At 73.5% G+C, this 19,237-nt stretch carries 15 protein-coding genes and 1 pseudogene; 4 read left to right on the top strand and 12 right to left on the bottom strand.

Translation table 11 applies throughout. From position 1 onward, the window contains the following. Positions 1 to 31 precede the first annotated feature (31 nt). The 8 genes and pseudogenes from ABXS69_RS05720 to ABXS69_RS05685 form a co-directional block, all read right to left on the bottom strand. Positions 32 to 1,699 (bottom strand): hypothetical protein, encoded by a 1,668-nt coding sequence (locus ABXS69_RS05720; RefSeq protein ID WP_366179818.1) that lies wholly within the window; start codon positions 1,697 to 1,699, stop codon positions 32 to 34. Continuing rightward, on the bottom strand, positions 1,696 to 3,180 hold the full coding sequence (pafA, locus tag ABXS69_RS05715) for a Pup--protein ligase (protein ID WP_366179817.1): 1,485 nt from the start codon (positions 3,178 to 3,180) through the stop codon (positions 1,696 to 1,698). The genes ABXS69_RS05720 and pafA overlap by 4 nt, the downstream gene beginning before the upstream one ends. Continuing rightward, positions 3,181 to 3,369: a ubiquitin-like protein Pup gene (locus ABXS69_RS05710; protein WP_366179816.1), complete on the bottom strand. Its 189-nt coding sequence runs from the start codon at positions 3,367 to 3,369 to the stop codon at positions 3,181 to 3,183. It abuts the gene before it with no gap. A 49-nt stretch (positions 3,370 to 3,418) separates the two neighbouring features. Continuing rightward, a pseudogene (locus ABXS69_RS05705) lies at positions 3,419 to 5,129 on the bottom strand (proteasome accessory factor PafA2 family protein). Positions 5,130 to 5,146: 17 nt separating this feature from the next. Beyond that, a complete protein-coding gene (gene arc / locus ABXS69_RS05700; protein WP_366179815.1) occupies positions 5,147 to 6,868 on the bottom strand; it encodes a proteasome ATPase in 1,722 nt (573 codons plus the stop codon). After that, positions 6,861 to 7,964, bottom strand: coding sequence for a tRNA (adenine-N1)-methyltransferase (locus tag ABXS69_RS05695; RefSeq protein WP_366179814.1), 1,104 nt, complete (start codon positions 7,962 to 7,964; stop codon positions 6,861 to 6,863). Before ABXS69_RS05695 ends, arc begins: the two co-directional genes overlap by 8 nt. 201 nt (positions 7,965 to 8,165) lie before the next feature. Further along, positions 8,166 to 9,323: a site-2 protease family protein gene (locus tag ABXS69_RS05690; RefSeq protein ID WP_366179813.1), complete on the bottom strand. Its 1,158-nt coding sequence runs from the start codon at positions 9,321 to 9,323 to the stop codon at positions 8,166 to 8,168. A 30-nt stretch (positions 9,324 to 9,353) separates the two neighbouring features. Beyond that, positions 9,354 to 10,961 carry a tetratricopeptide repeat protein gene (locus tag ABXS69_RS05685; protein WP_366179812.1) on the bottom strand — a complete coding sequence of 536 codons (1,608 nt, stop codon included), beginning with the start codon at positions 10,959 to 10,961 and terminating at the stop codon, positions 9,354 to 9,356. Between the two features lie 958 nt (positions 10,962 to 11,919). Here ABXS69_RS05685 and ABXS69_RS05680 point away from each other — a divergent pair. The 4 genes from ABXS69_RS05680 to ABXS69_RS05665 all read left to right on the top strand — a co-directional run bounded on the left by ABXS69_RS05680 (position 11,920) and on the right by ABXS69_RS05665 (position 15,805). Further along, positions 11,920 to 12,876 (top strand): PD-(D/E)XK nuclease family protein, encoded by a 957-nt coding sequence (locus ABXS69_RS05680; RefSeq protein ID WP_366179811.1) that lies wholly within the window; start codon positions 11,920 to 11,922, stop codon positions 12,874 to 12,876. A gap of 473 nt (positions 12,877 to 13,349) precedes the next feature. Continuing rightward, on the top strand, positions 13,350 to 14,465 hold the full coding sequence (locus ABXS69_RS05675) for a YeeE/YedE family protein (protein ID WP_366179810.1): 1,116 nt from the start codon (positions 13,350 to 13,352) through the stop codon (positions 14,463 to 14,465). A 68-nt stretch (positions 14,466 to 14,533) separates the two neighbouring features. Beyond that, positions 14,534 to 14,755, top strand: a complete 222-nt coding sequence (locus tag ABXS69_RS05670) for a sulfurtransferase TusA family protein (RefSeq protein ID WP_366179809.1) — start codon at positions 14,534 to 14,536, stop codon at positions 14,753 to 14,755. 69 nt (positions 14,756 to 14,824) lie between these two features. Then, entirely contained in the window at positions 14,825 to 15,805 is a 981-nt protein-coding gene (locus tag ABXS69_RS05665) for an aldo/keto reductase (RefSeq protein WP_366179808.1), read from the top strand. Between the two features lie 32 nt (positions 15,806 to 15,837). On the opposite strand, the gene ABXS69_RS05660 is transcribed toward ABXS69_RS05665, so the two are convergent. The 4 genes from ABXS69_RS05660 to ABXS69_RS05645 form a co-directional block, all read right to left on the bottom strand. Further along, positions 15,838 to 16,140 carry a DNA primase gene (locus ABXS69_RS05660; RefSeq protein ID WP_366179807.1) on the bottom strand — a complete coding sequence of 101 codons (303 nt, stop codon included), beginning with the start codon at positions 16,138 to 16,140 and terminating at the stop codon, positions 15,838 to 15,840. 101 nt (positions 16,141 to 16,241) lie between these two features. Next, entirely contained in the window at positions 16,242 to 17,336 is a 1,095-nt protein-coding gene (locus ABXS69_RS05655; RefSeq protein ID WP_366179806.1) for an FAD-dependent oxidoreductase, read from the bottom strand. 251 nt (positions 17,337 to 17,587) lie between these two features. Next, a complete protein-coding gene (locus ABXS69_RS05650; protein ID WP_366179805.1) occupies positions 17,588 to 18,733 on the bottom strand; it encodes a GNAT family N-acetyltransferase in 1,146 nt (381 codons plus the stop codon). 118 nt (positions 18,734 to 18,851) lie between these two features. Continuing rightward, positions 18,852 to 19,172 carry a hypothetical protein gene (locus ABXS69_RS05645; protein ID WP_366179804.1) on the bottom strand — a complete coding sequence of 107 codons (321 nt, stop codon included), beginning with the start codon at positions 19,170 to 19,172 and terminating at the stop codon, positions 18,852 to 18,854. Positions 19,173 to 19,237: the final 65 nt, after the last annotated feature.

Here is a 19,237-nt window from a genome sequence, read left to right as displayed (position 1 = left end):
GCTCCTGGGTTCGGGTGGTGGATCGGCCGGATCAGTTCCCAGCGGGCGCCGCGGGGCTGGGCGCTGAGCTCGATGCCTCGGGATCGGCGCCTGCTGCGGGAGTGGCGCCCGGGCCGGCCCCGGAGGCATCAGTCTTGGGATCCTCGATGGCCAGGACGTCGACGACGACGGCGACGGGCCTGTCCCCCCGGGCCTGATCGGCGGGCAGCGCCAGGACGACCCTGCTGCCCACGGGCACGTCCACGAGGTGGTTCCGCAGCCCGGCATAGGTCTTGGGGCTGCTCAGGTCGACGGCGACGGGCAGGGCGGTGGCGCCGTAGTCATCGGTGATGACGCTGCCGTCGGTCCAGGAGACGGCCTGGACGCGGGCGATGATGCGGCTGTCGGCGTGGACCTGCTCGCCCGTGCCCTGGATGAGCGTGGCGGCGGAGGAGCGGGTGGGGGCGGGGAGCCCGCCCACGGAGAGCGTGACCGTCCCGGTGTAGCCGGGGATGACGGTCGGCAGGCCCGCGGCGGGCGGGACAGCCGTGCCCGAGGCGGTGGTCGGCAGGACATCGATGACGGTGATCTCGGTGGACGGGGTGCCGTCGACGACGACCGGGCCGCGCAGGACGAGCCGGGTTCCCTCGGTGGTTCCGGTGATGATGTCGGCGAGGTCGTTGAGGGAGGCCTGGTCGACGCTCACGCTCACGAGGCGCCGACCGGTACGCTCGTCGCCCGAGGAGTCCGCGCTGGGGGAGGTCGTGTTCCTCCCGTCCGTGCCGGAGAAGGTCGCGATGGACAGCAGCGCGGCGTCCCCGGGCTGGAGGGCGCGGCCCTCACCGGTGATGAGGGTGTCGTTGATGAGGGAGGACGGCGCGCTCAGTGGCGCCGTCAGCTTGACCACCGGTGTGGCGCCGACGCGCCCGGAGACCGTCATCGCCTGGTCCAGCGGGGTGTCCGCCGGGAGCATGGCGGCGCCCGTGGGGCTTACCGCGGCCCTGCTGGCCGGCGACTTGCCGTTCACAGTGGACAGGGCCAGAGGGATGATGATGATCGCCGCCACCGCGAGGCAGACGAGGACGAGTGCCGCGCGCCCCCTGGGCCGGGAGCGGTTGAGCGCGGCGCCGAGGGCGCGCTGCCCGCCCGTCGCGGAGGGCGGATCCAGGGCCTCGGACGCGTCCTCCGCCACCGCGCCGTCGGAGGCGGACCGGGCTTCCGGGAATCGGGGCTCGGCGGCAGGGCGGACCGCCTCGATGCGGGCAGCGCCAGCGCGAGCCGCCTCCGCCCGCTCCGCCTCCAGGCGACGGGCCTCCCGGGCGGCACGGCGCTGCGCGGCCAGCCTCTCGGCAGCCAGCCTGTCAGCCTCCCGGCGCTCAGCGGCCAGCCTCTCGGCCTCGATGCGGGCGGCCTCGGCGCGTAGGGCCCTCAGGCGGGCCTCCTCAGCCGCGCGGCGCTCCCGAGCTCGCCGCTGCTGCTCAACGCGCGACTCCGCCACCCTGCGCTCGGCGGCGCGCTTCTCAGCCGCCCGCCGCCGCGCCTCGGCCCTCTGCTCGGCCGCGCGGGCCTCAGCCGCGCGCCTGCGCTCGGCCGCCTGGCGCTGCGCGGCCGCCCGGCGCTCGGCCTGCGCCTCTCCCAGCCGCTCCAAGCCCCTGCGCTCACGGCGGGTCAGCGGACGGGTGCTCCCGAGAGCGTCGTCGTTGTCATCGTGGTTCGTCATAGGGAAGCCTCTCGAGCGGCCCCGCGGAGGATGTCCGCGCTCTGCTGCCTCATCGCGTCCAGGGAGGACATGAGCTTATCGACTCTCTCATCCCGCGTGGCGAAGGGATCGCGAAGCGCGACGGCCGGCGCCTCCTGCCCGCCTGAGCCGGCGTCGAGGCGCAGGTTGACCCAGTCGGCGGCCAGGTCGGCGCGCAGGTCCTGGGCCAGGCCGATCGCCGCGCCCCGCAGGGCCGCCCTCGTCGTGGCCGGCGGGGCGCTCATCGCGGCCCGGCAGGCGTCGTCGTCGACGTAGCGGCGTAGCATCCCGGCGGCCTCGAGGCGGGCCCGCAGCCCATTCTCCGAGGACACGTCGTGGTAGGCCAGCGCGAGGCGGGTGACGCGCGGGTCGTCGAGCCCGGCGCCGGCGCGCTCGGCGTAGCGGGTGAGGAGCCGGTGCTTGGCGGCCCAGTCGAGCTCGGTGGCCACGGCTCCGGGGTCCTGCGCGCGCAGGGCCTCCAGGCCGCGCTCCCACAGGTCGAGGACGGCGGACTGGAGGGGGCTGAGGTCGAGCTCGGCGTCGGCGTGGGCACGCACGCGCGCCAGGTGCTCCCCCTGCAGGTCCAGGGCGGTGATGCTGCGCCCGTTCTTGCGCTCCAGGAGCGCCGTCCCGCTGAGGTCGTGGCAGGTGTCCCGAATGGCGCGCATGGGCTCGGCGAGCTCAAGGTCCGCCAGGTCGCCCCCGGACTCGAGGTAGTCCAGGAGGAGGTCCATGGCCCCGGCCTTGAGGAGCGTGGAGCCCTGGGCGATGTTGGAGTCCCCGACGATGACGTGCATGCGCCGGTAGAGCTCGGCGTCGGCGTGGGGCTCGTCGCGGGTGTTGATGAGGGGGCGCGCGCGGGTGGTGGCCGAGGAGACGGCGTCGTGCATCTGGTCGGCGCGCTGGGAGAAGACATAGCGGGCGGGGGCGCCGGTGACCGGGTCGGCGGGCAGCACGTGCCCGGCACCCACGAGGATCTGCCGGGTGACCAGGTGCGGGACGAGGGCTCGGGCGTCGTTCCAGAAGTCCCCCCGGCGGTAGACGAGGTAGTTCTCATGGCAGCCGAAGCCGCTGCCCTCGGCGTCGAGGTTGTTCTTGAGCAGGTGGATGCGCCCGGGCACGCCTGCCGACCCGAGCCGGGCGTTGGCCTGGGCGGCGAGATCGGCCATGGTGAGCTCGCCGGCGCGGTCCTGGGCGAGGAGGTCGGCGAGACGGTCGCACTCGGCGGTGGCGAACTCAGGGTGGGAGCCGACGTCGAGGTAGAGGCGGGCGCCGCCCCGGGTGAAGACGTTGGAGGAGCGGTGGGCGGCGACGACGGGGGCGAAGAACTCGCGCGCGGCGTGATCGGCATCGAGCGGAGCCGCGCCGCCAGTGGTGGAGGCGCAGGTGATGCCGTACTCGGTCTCGATGCCGATGATCCGCCGAGAGGGCGGGCGGCGCCCGCCGTCAGCCGCGGCGCCCACTCACTGACCGCCCTTCTGGACGAATCCCTGGACGAAGGCCGCGGCGTTGGCCTCCAGGACGGAGTCGATCTCGTCGAGGATGGCGTCGACGCCGGTGGCCTGGACCTGGCCGACCGCGCCGGTGGCCTCGGACTCGGTGTCGCCCTCACCGCCGGAGGTCCGGATCTGCTGCGCGTCCTGGCTGGTCATGGTCGTTCCTTCGCGTTGGCCCGGCGGTTGGGGCGGGAGTGAGGGGCGGTCACTGGGCCCAGTCTCCCCCACCTTGGGCCGCGCGCCCAATCGCCGTGAGAAGTCCCTCAGTCTCGGCCTCGGTGACGGCGACGGCGCCCGGCAGGGCGACTCGGATGAGCCGGGGGCGCTGGGGAGCATCGATGACGAGGCTGGTCCAGGAGGCAGAGACGACCTCGGGGATCGTGGCGATCGCGCGGCCCCGCACGGCGGCGCGCGTGCCCGCAGGAGGGGCGTCGGCGGCGGCCTCGATCCGCGGGGGCTCGAGGAGGCGGCGGACGCGGCAGGCGGCGTCGAGGCGATCGACGATGGACCCCGCGCGCAGGTCGCCCCAGGTGATGTCGAGAGCGGCCAGGCGCGGATCGTTCCAGTCGGTGCCCGAGCGCGCGCGCAGGCCCTCGCAGAGGCTGCATCTTGGCGGCCCACTCGATCATGGGCGCGGCGGCCGCCACCGGCTGGAGGTCCCCCGGCGCGGCGGCGATCGCCTCGAGGAGGCCCAGCGCCTCCTCCCACAGGGCCAGGGCGCGGGCGGTCTCCTCGCCGAGGCTCCGCGCGTCGATGCCCCCGTAGTCGGCGTCGAGCGCGGAGGCGATGGCCTCCAGGATCGACCGCTGGATGGCGACGGCGCTCATGGGCCCGCCCTCGGTGGTGAGCGCGTAGGCGAGGGCCGTGTCATGGGAGAGGGCCCACTGCTGCTCGACGGGGTCGCCGAGGATCCGCAGGGGCGCCAGGGCCCCGATCCCCTCGCCGCGCTCGTGGGAGCGCTCCAGGAACCACAGGAGAAGGTCGGTGGTGGCGATCTTGAGGTAGCCGGGGACGTCGAAGCGGTTGGCGTCGCCATTGATGACGTGGAGGCGGCGCCAGCGGGCCGCGTCGGCATGGGGCTCGTCGCGGGTGTTGACGATGGGCCGGTTGAAGGTGGTCTGCAGGCCGATGGGGCAGCCGATGAAGTCGGCGCGCTGACTCATCTGGAAGCCGGGGCGCTCGCTGCGCTCCCCCAGCCCCACGCGCCCGGCGCCGACGACGACTGGCCGGGTCATGAGGAAGGGCGTCAGGGCCGTGGCGAGGGCGTCGAGGGGGAGGTCGCGGCGCACGAGGTAGTTCTCGTGGCTGCCGTAGGCGGCGCCCTTGCCGTCGGTGTTGTTCTTGTACAGGACGATCTCGGGGCCGCCTGAGCGGGCCTGGGCCTCCATGGCGCGCCGGGCGATGACCTCTCCCGCGCGGTCCCAGGCCAGGGCGTCCGCCGGGGTGAGGGCCTCCGGGGCCGAGTACTCGGGGTGGGCGTGGTCGACGTAGAGGCGCGCGCCGTTGGCGAGCACAGCCGTGGTGGCCCGGGGAAGCGCGGCTTCCTCGGCGCTCGGCCTGGGGCGGGTCCCCCAGTCGAGGCCCGTGGGGCCGCCGTCGGCGGGCGCGTCGCCGGAGGGGGCGGGGGCGGTGGGGTCGTCGGTGAGCTGGCTGGGGTGGGCGGCGGCGCGGTCGATGCGCCCGCCGCGCAGGTCCGCCAGCGGGTCCTCCCCCTCGTAGTCCCAGGTCACCGGGGCGGCGCTGGGAAGGTCCGGGCGGGAGCGGGCGGCGTAGGCGTCGACGATGAGACTGGAGAGCACGACGGGGTTGGCGCGGGGGTTTCCGGGCTCGGTGACGCCGAACTCGGTCTCGAGGCCGACGGGCCTCGTCGTGGGGCCGAGCTCGGCGGTGACGGGGCCCTGGGCGGTGGCGGGCATAGGGGTGGCTGAGGTGGTCATGCGCCTTCCTGCGTCTCATGGGGCCGCGCGGCGCTGGTGCTGGCGGTGGGCGCGGCGCCGACGGCGCCCAGGCGCCGCGCGCCGCGGATCGGCTCGCGCTGGGGGCCGATGAGCCTGGCCCATCCCTCAGGACTGGTGGCACCGGTGATCTCCTCATTCTGCCGCACCTCCTCGGCCACGGCGGCCAGGAGACGGGGAGTGGAGAGCCCTCCCGCCCCACCGGAGAGCTCGTCCTTGATGGCGGCGGTCTTGGCGCGGGCAACGATCTGGGCGAGCATCGCCCCGCTGACGAGGTCGCCGAGGTGGAGGGTCCGGGTGGCGCCGGAGGCGTAGGCGACCTCGAGGACCGCGGTGGCGGGAGTTCGGGCGTAGAGGGCGTCGACGGCGGCGGCGCGCATGGCCGCGGCGGTGGTCTCGCGGTCGCCGCCATGGGCGGCGAGCTCGGCCGGGTCGAGGGGGAGTCCCGCGGTGAGGTGCCGGGCGAGGATGTCGAGGGCCTGGGCGGTATCGGGGCGGGAGACGCGGATCTTCACGTCGAGGCGGCCGGGGCGCAGGATCGCGGGGTCGATCATGTCCTCCCGGTTGGAGGCGCCGATGATGACGACGTTGCCCAGGGACTCCACGCCGTCGATCTCGGCCAGGACTTGCGGGACGATCATGGTCTCGACGTCGCTGGAGACCCCGGTGCCACGGGTGCGGAAGAGGGCCTCCATCTCGTCGAAGAAGATGACGACGGGCCGGTCCTCGGCGGCGGCCTTGCGGGCCTGCTCGAAGATGGCGCGGATCTGCCGCTCCGTCTCCCCGACGAACTTGCTGAGCAGCTCGGGGCCCTTGATGTTGAGGAAGGCGGCGGTGCGGCCCGTGGCGCGCTCCCCGCCGGCCCCGTCGCCGCCGGCGGCGAGCGAGCTGGCGACGGCCTTGGCGATGAGGGTCTTGCCGCATCCGGGCGGGCCGTAGAGGAGGAGGCCCTTGGGGGCGCGCAGCCCATAGGCGCGGTAGAGGCCGGGATGGGTGAAAGGCAGCTCGAGCGCGTCTCGGATGGCCTGGATCTGGGGGCCGAGGCCGCCGATGTCCTCCCAGGTGACGTCTGGCGTCTCGGCGACGACGAGCTGCTCGACGCTCGTGCGCTCGATGATCGCGGTGGCCACGTCCGCGCGCGTGTCGGCGGCCAGCGTGGCGCCCGGGGCGAGGGCGCTGGCGTCCAGGGCGCCGCCGAGCCGCAGGACGCGGGTCGCTCCGGAGCCGGTGGTGACGAGGGCGCGGGCGTCATCGAGGACCTCGTCGAGGACGACGGCCTCGCCGGTGTCGGGCTCGGGCAAGGCATCGACGACGAGCATGGCGTCGTTGACGGCGACGAGCTGGCCGATGCGCAGGGAGCCGGGGTCGAGGCCCGGGCGCAGGCCGAGGCTCATGGCGCGCCCGCCGAGGAGGACGAGGGCCTCGGGGGCGGGGGCGCTCGCGGGGGGAGCGTCCACGGAGGCGGCCTCGGCGCGGTCCGGGCGGGCGCGGAGGCCGGTGAGGAGGGCGAGGGTGACGGGCGGGTGGGTGACGGCGTCGAGCTGGGCGCCGAGCTCGGCGATCCGCTCTCGGGCGGAGGCGAGGGCCCGGGTGAGGCGCTCGTTCTTCTCGGCCAGGGAGATGGCCTCGGCGCGGGCCTCGCGCAGTTGGTGGCTGGTGAAGGAGGGCGCGGGCATGCCCAGGTCGGCGGTGTCAGTCATCGAGGGCCTCCTGCGGGGCGTCGACGCCCCCGGCGGTGGGGACGCCGGGCAGGACCGGGGTGGCGTCCTCGGGCTGCTTCGCGCGGCAGTCGCGCAGGACGCGGCGGACCTTCCGGTCGGTGCTCGTGCGCTCGCGCACGTCCTCGGGAACCCAGTGGCCGGCGTCGTCGTAGGCGCCGCGGGCGGGCGGGCGCTTGCGCCTCAGCGGCGCGCTGCCGGGGGCCAGGCGCCGGGCGGTGAGGAGGAATCCGGTGTGGGCGACCATGCGGTGGTCGGGGCGCACGGACAGGCCGTCGACGTTCCAGGTCCGCACCATGGACTCCCAGGCCTCGGGCTCTGTGAAGAGCAGGCTGTGGCGCAGGGCCTCGACGGCGCGCGACATCTGGGTGGTGGTGGCGACGTAGGCGAGGAAGAGGCCGCCGGGGACCAGGACGCGGGCGGAGGCCTCGATGTTCTCCCAGGGGGCGAGCATGTCCAGGACGACGCGGTCGATGGAGGCGTTCTCGACGCGAGCGGCGGTGACCTCGGCAAAGTCGCCGGTGCGCAGCTCCCAGGCGGGGTGGTGTCCCCCGAACCAGGAATCGACGTTGGAGGCGGCGATGGCGGCGAAATCCTCGCGCCGCTCGATGGACATCAGGCTCCCGGCCTCCCCGATGGCGGACAGGAGGTTCATCGTCAGGGCGCCGGAGCCGACGCCGGCCTCAAGAACGCGGGCGCCGGGGAAGATGTCGCCCAGGGCGATGATCTGACCGGAGTCCTTGGCGTAGACCACTTGGGCGCCGCGGGGCATCGACAGGACGTAGTCGGCCAGTAGGGGGCGCAGCAGGAGGAGCTCATGGCCGGAGTCGGTGGTCAGGACGGTCCCCTCCTGCCTGCCGACGACATCGCGGTGGTGGAAGGAGCCGCGCCCGGACTGGAAGTGGCCCTGGGGGTGGAGGTGGAAGGTGCTCTTGGAGCCCTTGACGTCGGTGACCTGGACGCGCTCGCCGTAGCGGAAGGGGCCTCGGCGCCCGGCCTGGCCCAAGACCTCCTGGGTGACGTGGCGCGGGGGAAGCTTCGGGGCGGCCTGCGGGTTCTGCGTGTCCTTCTCGCTCATCGGCCCCAGTCTATGCTCCCCCGTCGCGCTCCCCTCGCGAGACCGGGCGCGCGACACACCGGGCACACAGCCCCCACACGCCACTTCCGCCACAGACTTGAGCGGCCCATCCCAGCGAAGATGGCGAGGTTTGAGGATTGCTTCTCCCCCGGCTCTTCCCAGCAGCCGCCAGATCCGCGGGATCATGCGCTCCTTGAATGATCAATCACCAGGATTCAGCCGAGCAATCCTCAAACCTCGCCATTTCGCCCCGCGCGCGCCGGTGGGGACGGCGCCGATCATGCGCCCGCCGTCGATGACGATGAGCCAGCGGGAGACGGCGCGCGCCGCCTTGAGGGCATCGGCGGCCTCCTGCCCGGTCAGGGAGGTGGTGAGGGCTGCTGCGGGCAGGACGGTGCAGGCCTGCTCGGCGGTGGCGCCCTCCCCCATGGCCCCGAGATCGGCCAGGCCGGCGGCGTCGATGGCGCCGAGGATGGTGGGGCCGTTGGTGATGAGAGCGAGGGCGCTGCCGTCGTCGAGCGCGGCGGCGACCCGGGCGAGCGGGGTGGCCGCGGGGAGCGTGGCGATGGGGCGGGTGAGGGTGCGCAGGTCGAGGCGGGCGGCGGCGCGCCGGGCGCCTCCGAGGCCGAGGACGCGCCAGCTGGTGGAGCCGATGGTCCAGCCGACCATGGCGGCGAGGATGAGGCTGGTGGCGCTGGGGCGGTGGTGGTCGATGAGGAGGGGGTGGAGGAGGTAGAGCCAGGCGATCCCGCCGACAACGGCGAGCCCGCCCCAGGCGGCCGCCTTGAGCCCGGCGGAGCGGTTGCCGGTGGCCTGGGCGATGAGGGAGGCGAGGGCCTGTCCGCCGTCGAGGGGCAGGCCGGGAAGGGCGTTGAAGACGGCGAGGGCGAGGTTGAGCCAGGCGATGGCCCACAGGGCGATGTGGATGGCGGGGGTGGTGAGGGCGCCGGAGTCGAGGGCTCCGCAGCCGAGGATCCATAGGACCGCGTTGGCAGCGGGGCCGGCGAGGGAGCAGGCCGCGTCGCGCCAGGGGGACCAGGCGCGCTGGGGCGGGCCGAAACTGGTGCGCCCGCCCCACAGGAGGAGCTCGTAGCGGATGGGTGGGCGGCCGAGGGCGGCGCCGACCAGGCCGTGGGCGAGCTCGTGGAGGAGGATCGAGATGGCGGCGCCGATGACGGTGGCGGCCACGGTTCCCAGGACGACGACGGTTCCGTGATCCCCGAGGGCGCTGCTGACCAGGGGGTACCAGGAGGCGGCGATGATGAGTCCGAGGAGCAGGGAGGTGGGGGACATGACGACGGGCGCGCCGCCGAGGCTGCCCAGGATCATCTCCCCGTTGCGCGTGGCTGCGGGTGGCATGCGCCAGAGACTACCGGGGCGGGCGGCCGGTCAGCCGACGGCGTCCGGGGGCGGAGGCTGGCGCTCATCGCGGACGCGACGGCAGATCGCCAGATTCTCGGCGACCCGCTTGGTGAGCGGATGCTCGGGGCCCAGGACCCTGAGGCTCTCCTTCAGGTTCTGCTCGAGCAGCGCGATGGCCTCATCTAGGCGCCCGGCGGACTGATAGGCGGTCGCGAGGTTGTTGCGTGAGGTCAGGGTGTCGGGGTGGTCGGGGCCCAGGACCCTGAGGCTCTCCTTCAGGTTCTGCTCGAGCAGCGCGATGGCCTCATCCAGGCGCCCAGCGGACTCATAGGCGTAGGCGAGGTTGTTGCGCCAGGTCAGGGTGTCGGGGTGGTCGGGGCCCAGGACCCTGAGCCGGTCCTCCAGGACCTGCTCGAACAGTGCGATGGCCTCATCCAGGCGCCCAGCGGACTCATAGGCGTAGGCGAGGTTGTTGCGCAGGGCCAGGGCGCTGGGGTGGTCGGGGCCCAGCAGTGATGCGACACGATCAACGATTCGCTCCAACGAGACCGCGAACGACCCAAGCCCGGCCTCATCCGCGCGCCGCCCGGCCAGCAGGACAAGACCGCAGAGCCCCTCAACATCGACATCGCCCAGGTCAGCGCCCAGGTCGAGGTCACCCAAGAATGACAGGCTCTCAATCACCATGACGATCGTTCGGCGCCCCGCCCCACCAGGATCACTCATGTCGGCCCCGTCGAGCGCCGACTCCAGGGCGCGGACCACCGCCTCGACGATCCCCCCTACCGCGCCCTCACGGACCGCGTCCTCGCGAACCACTCTGGACTGAAGGCGGTGCAACGAGACGATACCCCCGCGGCCGGCATCATCCCCGGCCCTCAACACGACACCGCGCTCCAGCAGGAGCGCCAACGAGCGCCTCGCCGCATCAGGACCACCACCACCAGCGCGGTGCAGCCAGTCACGAGGAACACCCCTGTGCGGCATCATCGACAGCATCCCCAGCTGAAGACGCGCCAAACGGGCCAGATCCTCATCGCGCCGGCCCAGCGCCTCCAGGGCCGTCTGATAGCCCAGGCGCAAGGCCCGCCACACCTCGTGCGGGTAGCCATCACCGTCCCAGCGCTCCACCACCTCCTCAAGCGGCCTGCCCTCAAGGCACCCCATGTACTCCCCCGGCTCCCAGCCCATCGCCTCCATCGTCGAGGCCGCCTGGGACAGCGCCACCGGGAGATCACCAAGAACCCCGGCCATCGCGCTGGCATCGCCCTCGCTGATCCGGGCCAGCCGCTGGCGCAAGAAGCCCACCGACTGGTCCCGGGTGAAGACCCCCACGGGGATCGACTCGCCCAGCGCCCCGCCTGGGAGGTTCGTGGTCACGATGACCCGCAGACCACGGCCCCTCGGCCTCAAACCCGCCAGATCGTCAGCGCGCTCCAGGTTGTCGAGCACGATGAGCCGATCCGCCGCGCCACCCGAGTTCAGCCGGTCCATCAGGGACCTGGCCCTGCGCGCGGAAGGGTCCGACGGATCACCGATCCCGAGCTCGCCCGCCAGCTCGGCCAGCCCCACCTCCACCCCGCTGGGCCGCCCCGCCACCGGGTCACCAGCCGGAGAGGCGTCGATCCAGGCCACCAGCCCCCAGCCCTCAGCCCGGCACTCGTGCGCGAACTGCGCCGCGATCTGGGACTTGCCGACCCCCTCATGCCGCGCAGCGCCACGAGGGCCGCCCCACCGTCTCCGGTGAGCGCCCCACGAAGACGGGCGTGCTCATCGCGCGCGACATAACCCGGGACCTGATCGGGAACGGCCCCGAAGCACACCGGCTTATCACGGGAAGGAACCCTCGGACCGCCGATCCCGCTCCCGAGGCGATCGATCTTCCGATCGATCCCCTCAACCAGGGCATGCGCGCTCGACGTCAGGGTATACGTGCGCGACGTCGTCGCGTCGATCTTATCGAGCGCGTCCATGACATACCGGGCTCGCGCCACATCGAATGACGGCGACAACGGCGCCAGGCCCGCGAGCTCTTCGGCCACGACACCGATCAGGGCATCGAAAACAGGCTCAGCGGCCTCAGCGAGACCAGCCCTTTGAGCCCGCCCCCGCCTCCTGAGGAACCCGGCGAGCCCTTCCGGGCGCCGCACCGCCTCCAGCAGCGCCTCATCAGACCCCAGCGCGTCCTCCAGGACCGTCTCCACGGCGAGCGCCACGCCATCAAGCACGCCACGCCCCCGCAGCTCCAGCCGGCCCGCCTCCTCCTCCAAGCGCTCCCGGACCCGCCCGGTGATCCGATCCCTGGCGCCCTCATCACGGGCGGCAGCCCGCAACCGCTCAACGGCCCTCCACCCATCAGCGCTCAGATCAGCCGCCCCGGACAACGAGGGATCCACGCACAGATCCGCCGAACGAAGAAGCACCGCGACAACACTAGACGCCACACCACCAAGAGACACCAGACCCACGACCCCACCCTACCCCCCCCACCAGAACACCAGACCACGCAAACACACAGGCCACCCACACCACCACCCCGCCACACAACCCCCTCGTCCGGATTCATGTCGGAGCCCCGGGGTACGGTGCCACCATGACAGCAGATGCGGCGCCCGCTGCGCCCTCATCCCCCGAGGGGCCCGCCGCCCCGGCCACCTCCCGGCCTCGCGCCACGGGTCCAGGAGGCGGCCGCTCCGCGCGCAAGGGGCCGCGCCGGGCGGCGCTCTCCCCATCGCGCGCCAAGGACTTCCTCCAGTGCCCCCTGCTGTTCCGCCTGCGCGCCGTTGACGGCCTGACCGAGCCCGGATCGCTCGCCACCCACAAGGGCACGCTCGTCCACGCGATCCTCGAGCGCCTCTACGACCTACCCGCGCGCGAGCGCACCCCGGAGGCCGCCCTCGCCATGCTGCCCGAGCAGTGGGAGGCTCACCGCGCCAAGAGCCCGGAGGTCATGGGGCTCTTCGAGGAGTCCGCGCAGATAGAGGCCTGGCTCGGCCAGGCGCGTGACCTCATCGCCTCCTACTTCCACATGGAGAACCCTCAGCGCCTCGCCCCCGCCGAGCGCGAGCTCTTCGTGGAGACCGAGGTCGCCGACGGCCTGCTCATCCGCGGCTTCGTCGACCGCCTCGACATCGCCCCCGACGGCGCCATGCGCGTCGTCGACTACAAGACCGGCAGATCCCCCTCCCCCAGATTCCAGGAGGAGGCGCTGTTCCAGATGCGCTTCTACGGGCTCGTCCTGTGGCGCCTGCGCGGACGGGCCCCCGCCCGCCTCCAGCTCCTCTACCTCAAGGACGGCCGCACCCTCACCCATGACCCGCGCCCGCCCGAGTTCGAGGCCACCGAGACGCGCCTGGCCCGCATCTGGGACGACATCGAGGACTGCGCCCACGCCGGCGCCTTCATCCCCAAGCGAGGCCCCCTGTGCGGATGGTGCGCCTTCCAGGCCCGCTGCCCCCTCTTCGGCGGCGAGACTCCCCCACTGCCGGACGACGGCGTCGCCCGCCTCCTCACCGCCCGCGCCCGCGTCGCCTCGGCAGGCGCCCGCTGACGCGCCCGGCCCGCTCGGTGGGCGTCGTCATGTGGACACCGCTTGCCACAGCGGGGCCCGCCCCGATAACGTCCGGGCACGTCGCCGCGCCTCGCGGCGCCACGACTGAACGGACGATCGCATGAGCACGGACCACGCACGCCGCAACCGCACCGCCCTCGGCGGGGTTGCCATGTGTATGCGCTGCCTGGTCCAGGCGATCTGAGGGCAGCGCTCCGCACCCAGCACCCGACGAGCACCCCTCACCGGCCACGGCGCGATGACCGCGCCGGCCTCCCCGGACCAGGCGCACCGCTCACCCGACACCCCGGGTGGCGTCACCGTGCGCCCCGCGGCCACCGGCCGCGCGACGCGTCGCCGCGGCACCACCGCCGCTCCCAGCGCCTCCGCGCCATGACGCCGCACGCCCCGTCACCCGGGCCCTCCCAAATATCTGGGCGCCGCACCCGCGCCCCACACCAGGAAGGACCCCCATGATCATCACCGGACTGATCACCGGAGCCGCCCTCGGCTTCATCCTCCAACGCGGCCGCTTCTGCATCACCGGCGCGTTCCGGGACCTCTGGGTCTCACGATCCTCCTTCTGGCTCACCGCCTTCCTCATCGCCATCGCCGTCCAGGCCGTCGGCGTCCTCGCGCTCACCCTCACCGGTGCCATCGCCCCGGAGGCGCCCCAGCTCTCCGTGGTCGCCACCGTCGTCGGCTCCTTCCTGTTCGGGATCGGCATCGTACTGGCGGGAGGCTGCGCCACCGGCACCTACTACCGCGCCGGCGAGGGCCTCGTCGGGGCCTGGTTCGCCCTCATCGCCTACGCGCTATCCGCCGCCGCGGCCAAGACCGGCATCCTCGCCGGCCCCAGTCGGTGGGTGAAGGGCCTGTGGACCACCGAGCTCACCACCATCCCGGCCACGCTCCACCTGCCCCAGTGGGTCGGAGTGGCCGCCCTCGCCGTCGGAGTCGCCCTCCTGGCCCGCAGGCAGCTGCGCCTCACCGCCGCGCGCGGCCCCCAGCTCAGCCTGCCCGCCCGCCGCGCCGGCCTGGCTCACCTGCTCCTGGAGAAGCGCTGGAACCCCCTGGCCACCGGGGCGATCGTCGGGATCGTCGCGACCGCGGCCTGGCCCCTGTCCTGGACGACCGGCCGCGAGGACGGCCTGGGCATCACGACGCCGTCCGCCAACCTCGTCGGCGTCATCGTCAACGGGGACACCGGCCGCTTCGACTGGGGCGTCCTGCTCGTGCTGGGGATCCTCCTGGGCTCCTTCATCGCCGCGAAGGCCTCCGGTGAGTTCCGCGTGCGCGTCCCTGACGCCGCCATCATCGTCCGCTCCATCCTGGGTGGCGTCCTCATGGGCGTGGGCGCCGCCTGGGCCGGTGGCTGCTCCATCGGCAATGCCCTCGTGCAGACCTCCCTGCTGTCCTGGCAGGGATGGACCGCGCTGGTCTTCCAGGTCCTCGGGGTCGGAGTCGCCGCCTGGGCGCTGCTCATCCGCCCCCGCCAGAAGCGGCGCGCGGCCCGAGCCGCCCGCGCCAAGGCGACCGGCGCCACTGGCCCCTCCCCCGCCCGCGAGGCCGCGTCCGCCCCCGCCTGACCCACGCGGCGGCGCGCCCCACCCATATCCCCCTTGCACAGACACCACCACGCTGAAAGGACCCCATCATGCGCACGATCCTCGAGACGAACGGCCAGGTCTGCCCCTTCCCCGTCATGGCGGCGGAGGAGGCCATGGAGGACCTCGACGCTGGCGACGAGCTCGTCATCGCCTTCGACTGCACCCAGGGGACAGAGACCCTGCCCGCCTGGGCCGCCAAGAACGGCTACACCGTCACCGAGTTCGAGACCGTCGGCCCCGCCTCCTGGACCATGACCGTGCGCAAGTAGCGGGGCCACCGCCCAGCCCCGGCGCGCGCGACACGAGGATTCGACGCCGGTGCGGGTACCTTTGGCGGCATGGAGTACAGGAGACTGGGCCGCACCGGCCTGCGCGTGTCCGCCGTCGGCCTCGGAACGATGACCTGGGGCCGGGACACGGACGAGGTCGAGGCCAAGGACCAGCTCGGGATCTTCCTCGACGCCGGCGGCACCCTCCTGGACACCGCCGCCACCTACACCGAGGGCCTGGCCGAGCGCACCATCGGCACCCTCCTGCGCGACTACGTCAACCGCCAGGACCTCATCATCGTCTCCAAGGCAGGGGTTCGCACCTGGCGCACGGGCGATCGCCCGGCCACCGCCGACGCCTCGCGCGGCACGCTCCTGGACAGCCTCGACGCGACCCTGGAGGCCCTGGGCACGGACCATCTCGACCTGTGGCTCGTCCAGGTTCCCGACCCCGCCACCCCCCTGGAGGAGACGGCCGACGCCCTGCGCCGCGCCGTCGCCTCCGGTCGGGCCCGCTACGTGGGGGTCTCCAACCATCCCGCGTGGGCGAGCGCGCGCGTCGCCAGCCTGCTCGCCGAGGGCCCTGACGCTCCCGGGATGGCCGCCGTCGAGGTGGAGCACTCCCTGCTCAACCGGGGCATCGAGCGGGAGGTCATCCCCGCCGCCGAGGCCATGGGCTTCGGCGTCATCGGCTACGCGCCACTGGGCCGGGGGGTCCTCAGCGGCAAGTACCGGGCCACGATCCCCGCGGACTCGCGGGCCGCCTCCCCGCACCTGCGCTCCTACGCCTCCGCGTACCTGGGCAGCGAGCACCGGGGCATAGTGGAATCGGTGGCCACGGCCGCCGCAGGCCTGGACCGCAAGCCCGTCGAGGTGGCGCTCGCCTGGGCCCGCGACGCCGAGGGCATCGCCTCCACGATCGTGGGCGCCCGCACCCCGGCGCAGCTCCAAGGAGCGCTCTCAGCGCAGGACCTCGACCTGCCCACGCAGATCCGCCACGCCCTCGGCGAGGTCAGCGCCCCGAGGATCGGCTACCCCGAGAGGTTCTGACCGATCAGGCCGCCCCGACGGGGCCCGGGAGATCAGTCCTCATCGTCGTAGTCGACGTCATCGTCCTCATCATCGTCGTAGTCGACGTCGTCGTCATCCTCATCATCGTCGTCATCGATGTCGATGATGTCGTCGTCCCCGTCGTAGGTGTCGAAGGGGAGCTCGATGCCGTACACGGTGAAGAGGACGTCGTCGTAGGTGAAGAAGGCGTCCTGGAGGACGTTCTCAGCGGCGACCACTGCCGGCGAGTTCTCGTCACCCGTCGCGGCGGCGTCGAGGTGGGCCTCGAAGGCGGCGATGAGTCGGTTGAGCGCGGACCGCGGGTCGTTCGTCATGGCGCCAGCCTACCGGCATCCCCGGCGGCGCGCACCACGTCAGCGCCCTGGTCCCGCGGGAGGGGACCAGGGCGCCCGCGGCCGCGCGGAGGGCGAGGAGGTCAACCGGCCAGGCCGAGCTGCTCGCGCAGATTCTCCGTGAACAGGTCCTCGCCCTTGATGCGATTGGTGAACTCGGGGCCCTCAACCACGCTCGTCCCGTCCTTGAGCACCTGGGAGGCGCCGCCGACCGGGCCCAGCGGGAGCACGACGAGATCGGACTGGGGCGCGTAGGAGGCCGACGGCTCGCGGCCCGCCAGGACGTCCTGGATGTTCTGGGCGACGACGGCCGCGTGGTCCCGAGCGTGCTGGGCGCGGTTGGACTCGCGGACGTCTGCGATGTCCCCGATGGCCCACACGCCCGGGTGATCGATGACCCGCAGCTTGTCGTCCACACGGATCGTTCCGTCGTAGCGGCGGATCTCGTCGTAGTCCTCACCGAGGAAGCCCGTCGCGGCGGAGGCCCCGTAGGCGCGGAACCAGATGTCGGCCTCGATGGCGCGCCCACCGGTGGTGGTCACGCGGAAGGGGGCGAGCCCGCCGACGTCGATCGGGGGCAGGTAGGCCAGGGTGTCCCCGGTGATGATCTCAACGCCGCGCTCGGCGAGCTGGGCGGCGATCGAGTCGCGCAGCTCGGCCTTGTAGTCGCCCTGCGGAAGGATAGTGGGGCCGGCCTCGACGATGGTCACGCGCAGGTCCGGGAAGGCGGAGGTGAGCTCGCCGGCGAATTCCAGGCCGACGGCGCCCGCGCCCAGGATGAGAGCGCGCTTGGCGGACTCCAGGGAGACTCGCAAGCGCTCGATGCGGGCCTTGGCGATCGCCGTGGTGGACTCCATGTGCTTGGCGGGGAACGGGTAGTTGGTACCCGTGGCGAGCACGAGGTGATCGGCGTGGACATCGCCCTCGCCGGAGACCTGGACGGTGGTGCCCCTGACCGCCATGGCGGTGCCGCGCACCACGCGGCCGTTGGTCAGGAGCCTGTCGTAGGGCAGGAAGATCCTCTCCGACCACTCCTTGTCCACCGCCGCGCGCAGGGAGGCGGCGTGGTGGACGAAGGCGTCCTTCTGCTCGACCAGGGTGACCTCGGCGATGCCGTCGAGCGCCTTGGCCAGGGTGATGCCGCCGTAGCCTCCGCCGACGATGGTGACACGTGCCATGGGAGTCCTCTCAAGGGGGCCGGGCGCGGGTCCTTCCTCGGACCGGGCCGACCGATTCTGCTGTGGGCCGGGCCAGGCTATCCCGATCCCGGCGCGCTTCCCAAGACCGGCCGCCCCCGCACGGCGAGTCCCGGGCCCTCACCGGCGCGCCGGGCCGTGGGCGCCGCCGCACGCCGGGGACGCCTCCCGGCGCGCCCGGGCCGAGCGGTTGACGGCCTCATCATTGGGGCGCGGGAGCCTGAGCCCCGGCCTCAGGCCCGATCGGCCCGCACGGCGGCCCCGCGCTGCTCTCGCAGCACTCGGGCCACATCCGGCGGGAAGTAACCCGGGCCCTTGAGGACCTTGCCGTCCTCGCGGTAGATCGGGCGCCCGTCCTCGCCCAGCTTGGACATATTGGAGCGCTGCACCTCGGCCAGCACCGCGGCAAGGTCGATGCCGGTCTCCAGGGCCATCCCATAGATGACGTAGACGAGGTCCGCCAGCGCGTCCGCCGTCTCGACGAGGTCCCGGGAGCCGTCGTCGGCCGCACGCGCCCGGGCGCAGGCGGCCTCGATCTCCGCCCTGGCGGCTCGGCCGTAAACGGCACCGGTCAGCTCGGCGAACTCCTCGGCGATGAGGCTCATCCGCATGTCCAGGCTCTCGCGGTCCAGGCTCGGCCCATCGTCGCGGATGGGCAGCCCGTAGACGTGGTGGAACCGCCGCACGAGCGCCTCGGGGTCATCGCCCTCGCGCTCGCCGACGCCGTCGTGCGCGACGAGCGGGGCCTGAGCGGGCGCCGCCGGTCCGTCCCAGGGGGCCACGGGGCGCCGTGGCTCCCCGGCCAGGAGCGTGGCCGTCCACTCGTCGAGGCGGCGCCCGTCGCGGACGCGGGCCGCGCGTCGAAGCCCCTCGCGGGTGAAGCCGAGCGACCAGGCGATCCTCCACGACGGCCAGTTGGGCACACCGTCGTCGATCCAGCAGCTCCAGGACACGGCGGGAAGGGCCAGGGCACCGGGATCGAGGGCGGCATCGACGACGGCGCCCGCCGCCCGGGTGGCCACTCCCCTGCCGCGGGCCTCGGGCGCCACCCAGAAGCGGAGGTCGCCCCTGCCGGACGAGTCGACGCGCAGCCCGATCATCCCCACGGGCCTCCCGTCCGCGCCCTCCCCACCCGCGCCGCGCCGCTCGCGGATGGCCCAGGTGAGCTCGCGCCCGGTCTCCCAGCCGGGGGCGACGACGCCGGTGAGGTACTGCCTCGCGTCGTCGAGCGAGTAGGGCGAGGGAACGGGCGTCCAGCGGTGGATCTCGGGGTCCTGGCAGATCTCGTGGACCCGCTCGGCGTCGTCCATCGTGGGCGCGGACAGGAGGAGGCCCGGGCGGCCCGCCTCGGCTGGGACGGTGATCTCGAAGGGCTGCATGCCCCGATCCTAATCAGGCCGCCCGTGGGCGCCCTCAGGCGGCCTGCCGCCCCTGGGCGGGGCGGGAGCCGTGGAGCGCCGGCCAGGAGGCGATCATGATGACTCCGCCGAGGATCCCCTACCCCAGGGCCACCCAGGTGCCGTGCGCGTCGGCGAGCATCCCGACGACCGGCGGGACCGCCATCATGATGACCCGGGCGAGCCAGCTGACGATCGTCAGGCCCGCGCCGGGCGCCAGGCCCGGGATGTCGTCGGCGGCGGCGAAGGCGACGGGGACGGCGCAACCAGCCCCGGCCAGGACCATGCCCACGAGGATCCCCCCGATCCTTCCCATGACGATTCCGGCGCCCATGCCCAGGGCCACGAGCGCGCCACCCGCGGCGAGGATGAGCGCGACGCCGCCCAGATGCCAGGCGATCGGCGCCCCCGAGGCGGCCATCCGCTGGCCCAAGCGCGCCGCAGACGGCGAGTATGAGCCAGCTCCCCGCGGAGCCCGCGCCGAGG

The organism is Actinomyces timonensis (assembly GCF_040702965.1).
Taxonomy (GTDB): Bacteria; Actinomycetota; Actinomycetes; order Actinomycetales; family Actinomycetaceae; genus Actinomyces; species Actinomyces timonensis_A.
This window is presented reverse-complemented; position numbering and strand designations above follow the sequence as displayed.

What these genes read in the sequence shown, in the direction of transcription:
- ABXS69_RS05675 (WP_366179810.1), top strand. Translation starts at nt 13,350, where the DNA reads ATGATCATCACCGGACTGATCACCGGAGCCGCCCTCGGCTTCATCCTC.
- ABXS69_RS05665 (WP_366179808.1), top strand. Translation starts at nt 14,825, where the DNA reads ATGGAGTACAGGAGACTGGGCCGCACCGGCCTGCGCGTGTCCGCCGTC.
- ABXS69_RS05655 (WP_366179806.1), bottom strand. Translation starts at nt 17,336, where the DNA reads ATGGCACGTGTCACCATCGTCGGCGGAGGCTACGGCGGCATCACCCTG.
- arc (WP_366179815.1), bottom strand. Translation starts at nt 6,868, where the DNA reads ATGACTGACACCGCCGACCTGGGCATGCCCGCGCCCTCCTTCACCAGC.
- ABXS69_RS05660 (WP_366179807.1), bottom strand. Translation starts at nt 16,140, where the DNA reads ATGACGAACGACCCGCGGTCCGCGCTCAACCGACTCATCGCCGCCTTC.
- ABXS69_RS05650 (WP_366179805.1), bottom strand. Translation starts at nt 18,733, where the DNA reads ATGCAGCCCTTCGAGATCACCGTCCCAGCCGAGGCGGGCCGCCCGGGC.
- ABXS69_RS05680 (WP_366179811.1), top strand. Translation starts at nt 11,920, where the DNA reads ATGACAGCAGATGCGGCGCCCGCTGCGCCCTCATCCCCCGAGGGGCCC.
- ABXS69_RS05645 (WP_366179804.1), bottom strand. Translation starts at nt 19,172, where the DNA reads ATGGCCGCCTCGGGGGCGCCGATCGCCTGGCATCTGGGCGGCGTCGCG.
- ABXS69_RS05720 (WP_366179818.1), bottom strand. Translation starts at nt 1,699, where the DNA reads ATGACGAACCACGATGACAACGACGACGCTCTCGGGAGCACCCGTCCG.
- ABXS69_RS05670 (WP_366179809.1), top strand. Translation starts at nt 14,534, where the DNA reads ATGCGCACGATCCTCGAGACGAACGGCCAGGTCTGCCCCTTCCCCGTC.
- ABXS69_RS05690 (WP_366179813.1), bottom strand. Translation starts at nt 9,323, where the DNA reads ATGCCACCCGCAGCCACGCGCAACGGGGAGATGATCCTGGGCAGCCTC.
- ABXS69_RS05710 (WP_366179816.1), bottom strand. Translation starts at nt 3,369, where the DNA reads ATGACCAGCCAGGACGCGCAGCAGATCCGGACCTCCGGCGGTGAGGGC.
- ABXS69_RS05695 (WP_366179814.1), bottom strand. Translation starts at nt 7,964, where the DNA reads ATGAGCGAGAAGGACACGCAGAACCCGCAGGCCGCCCCGAAGCTTCCC.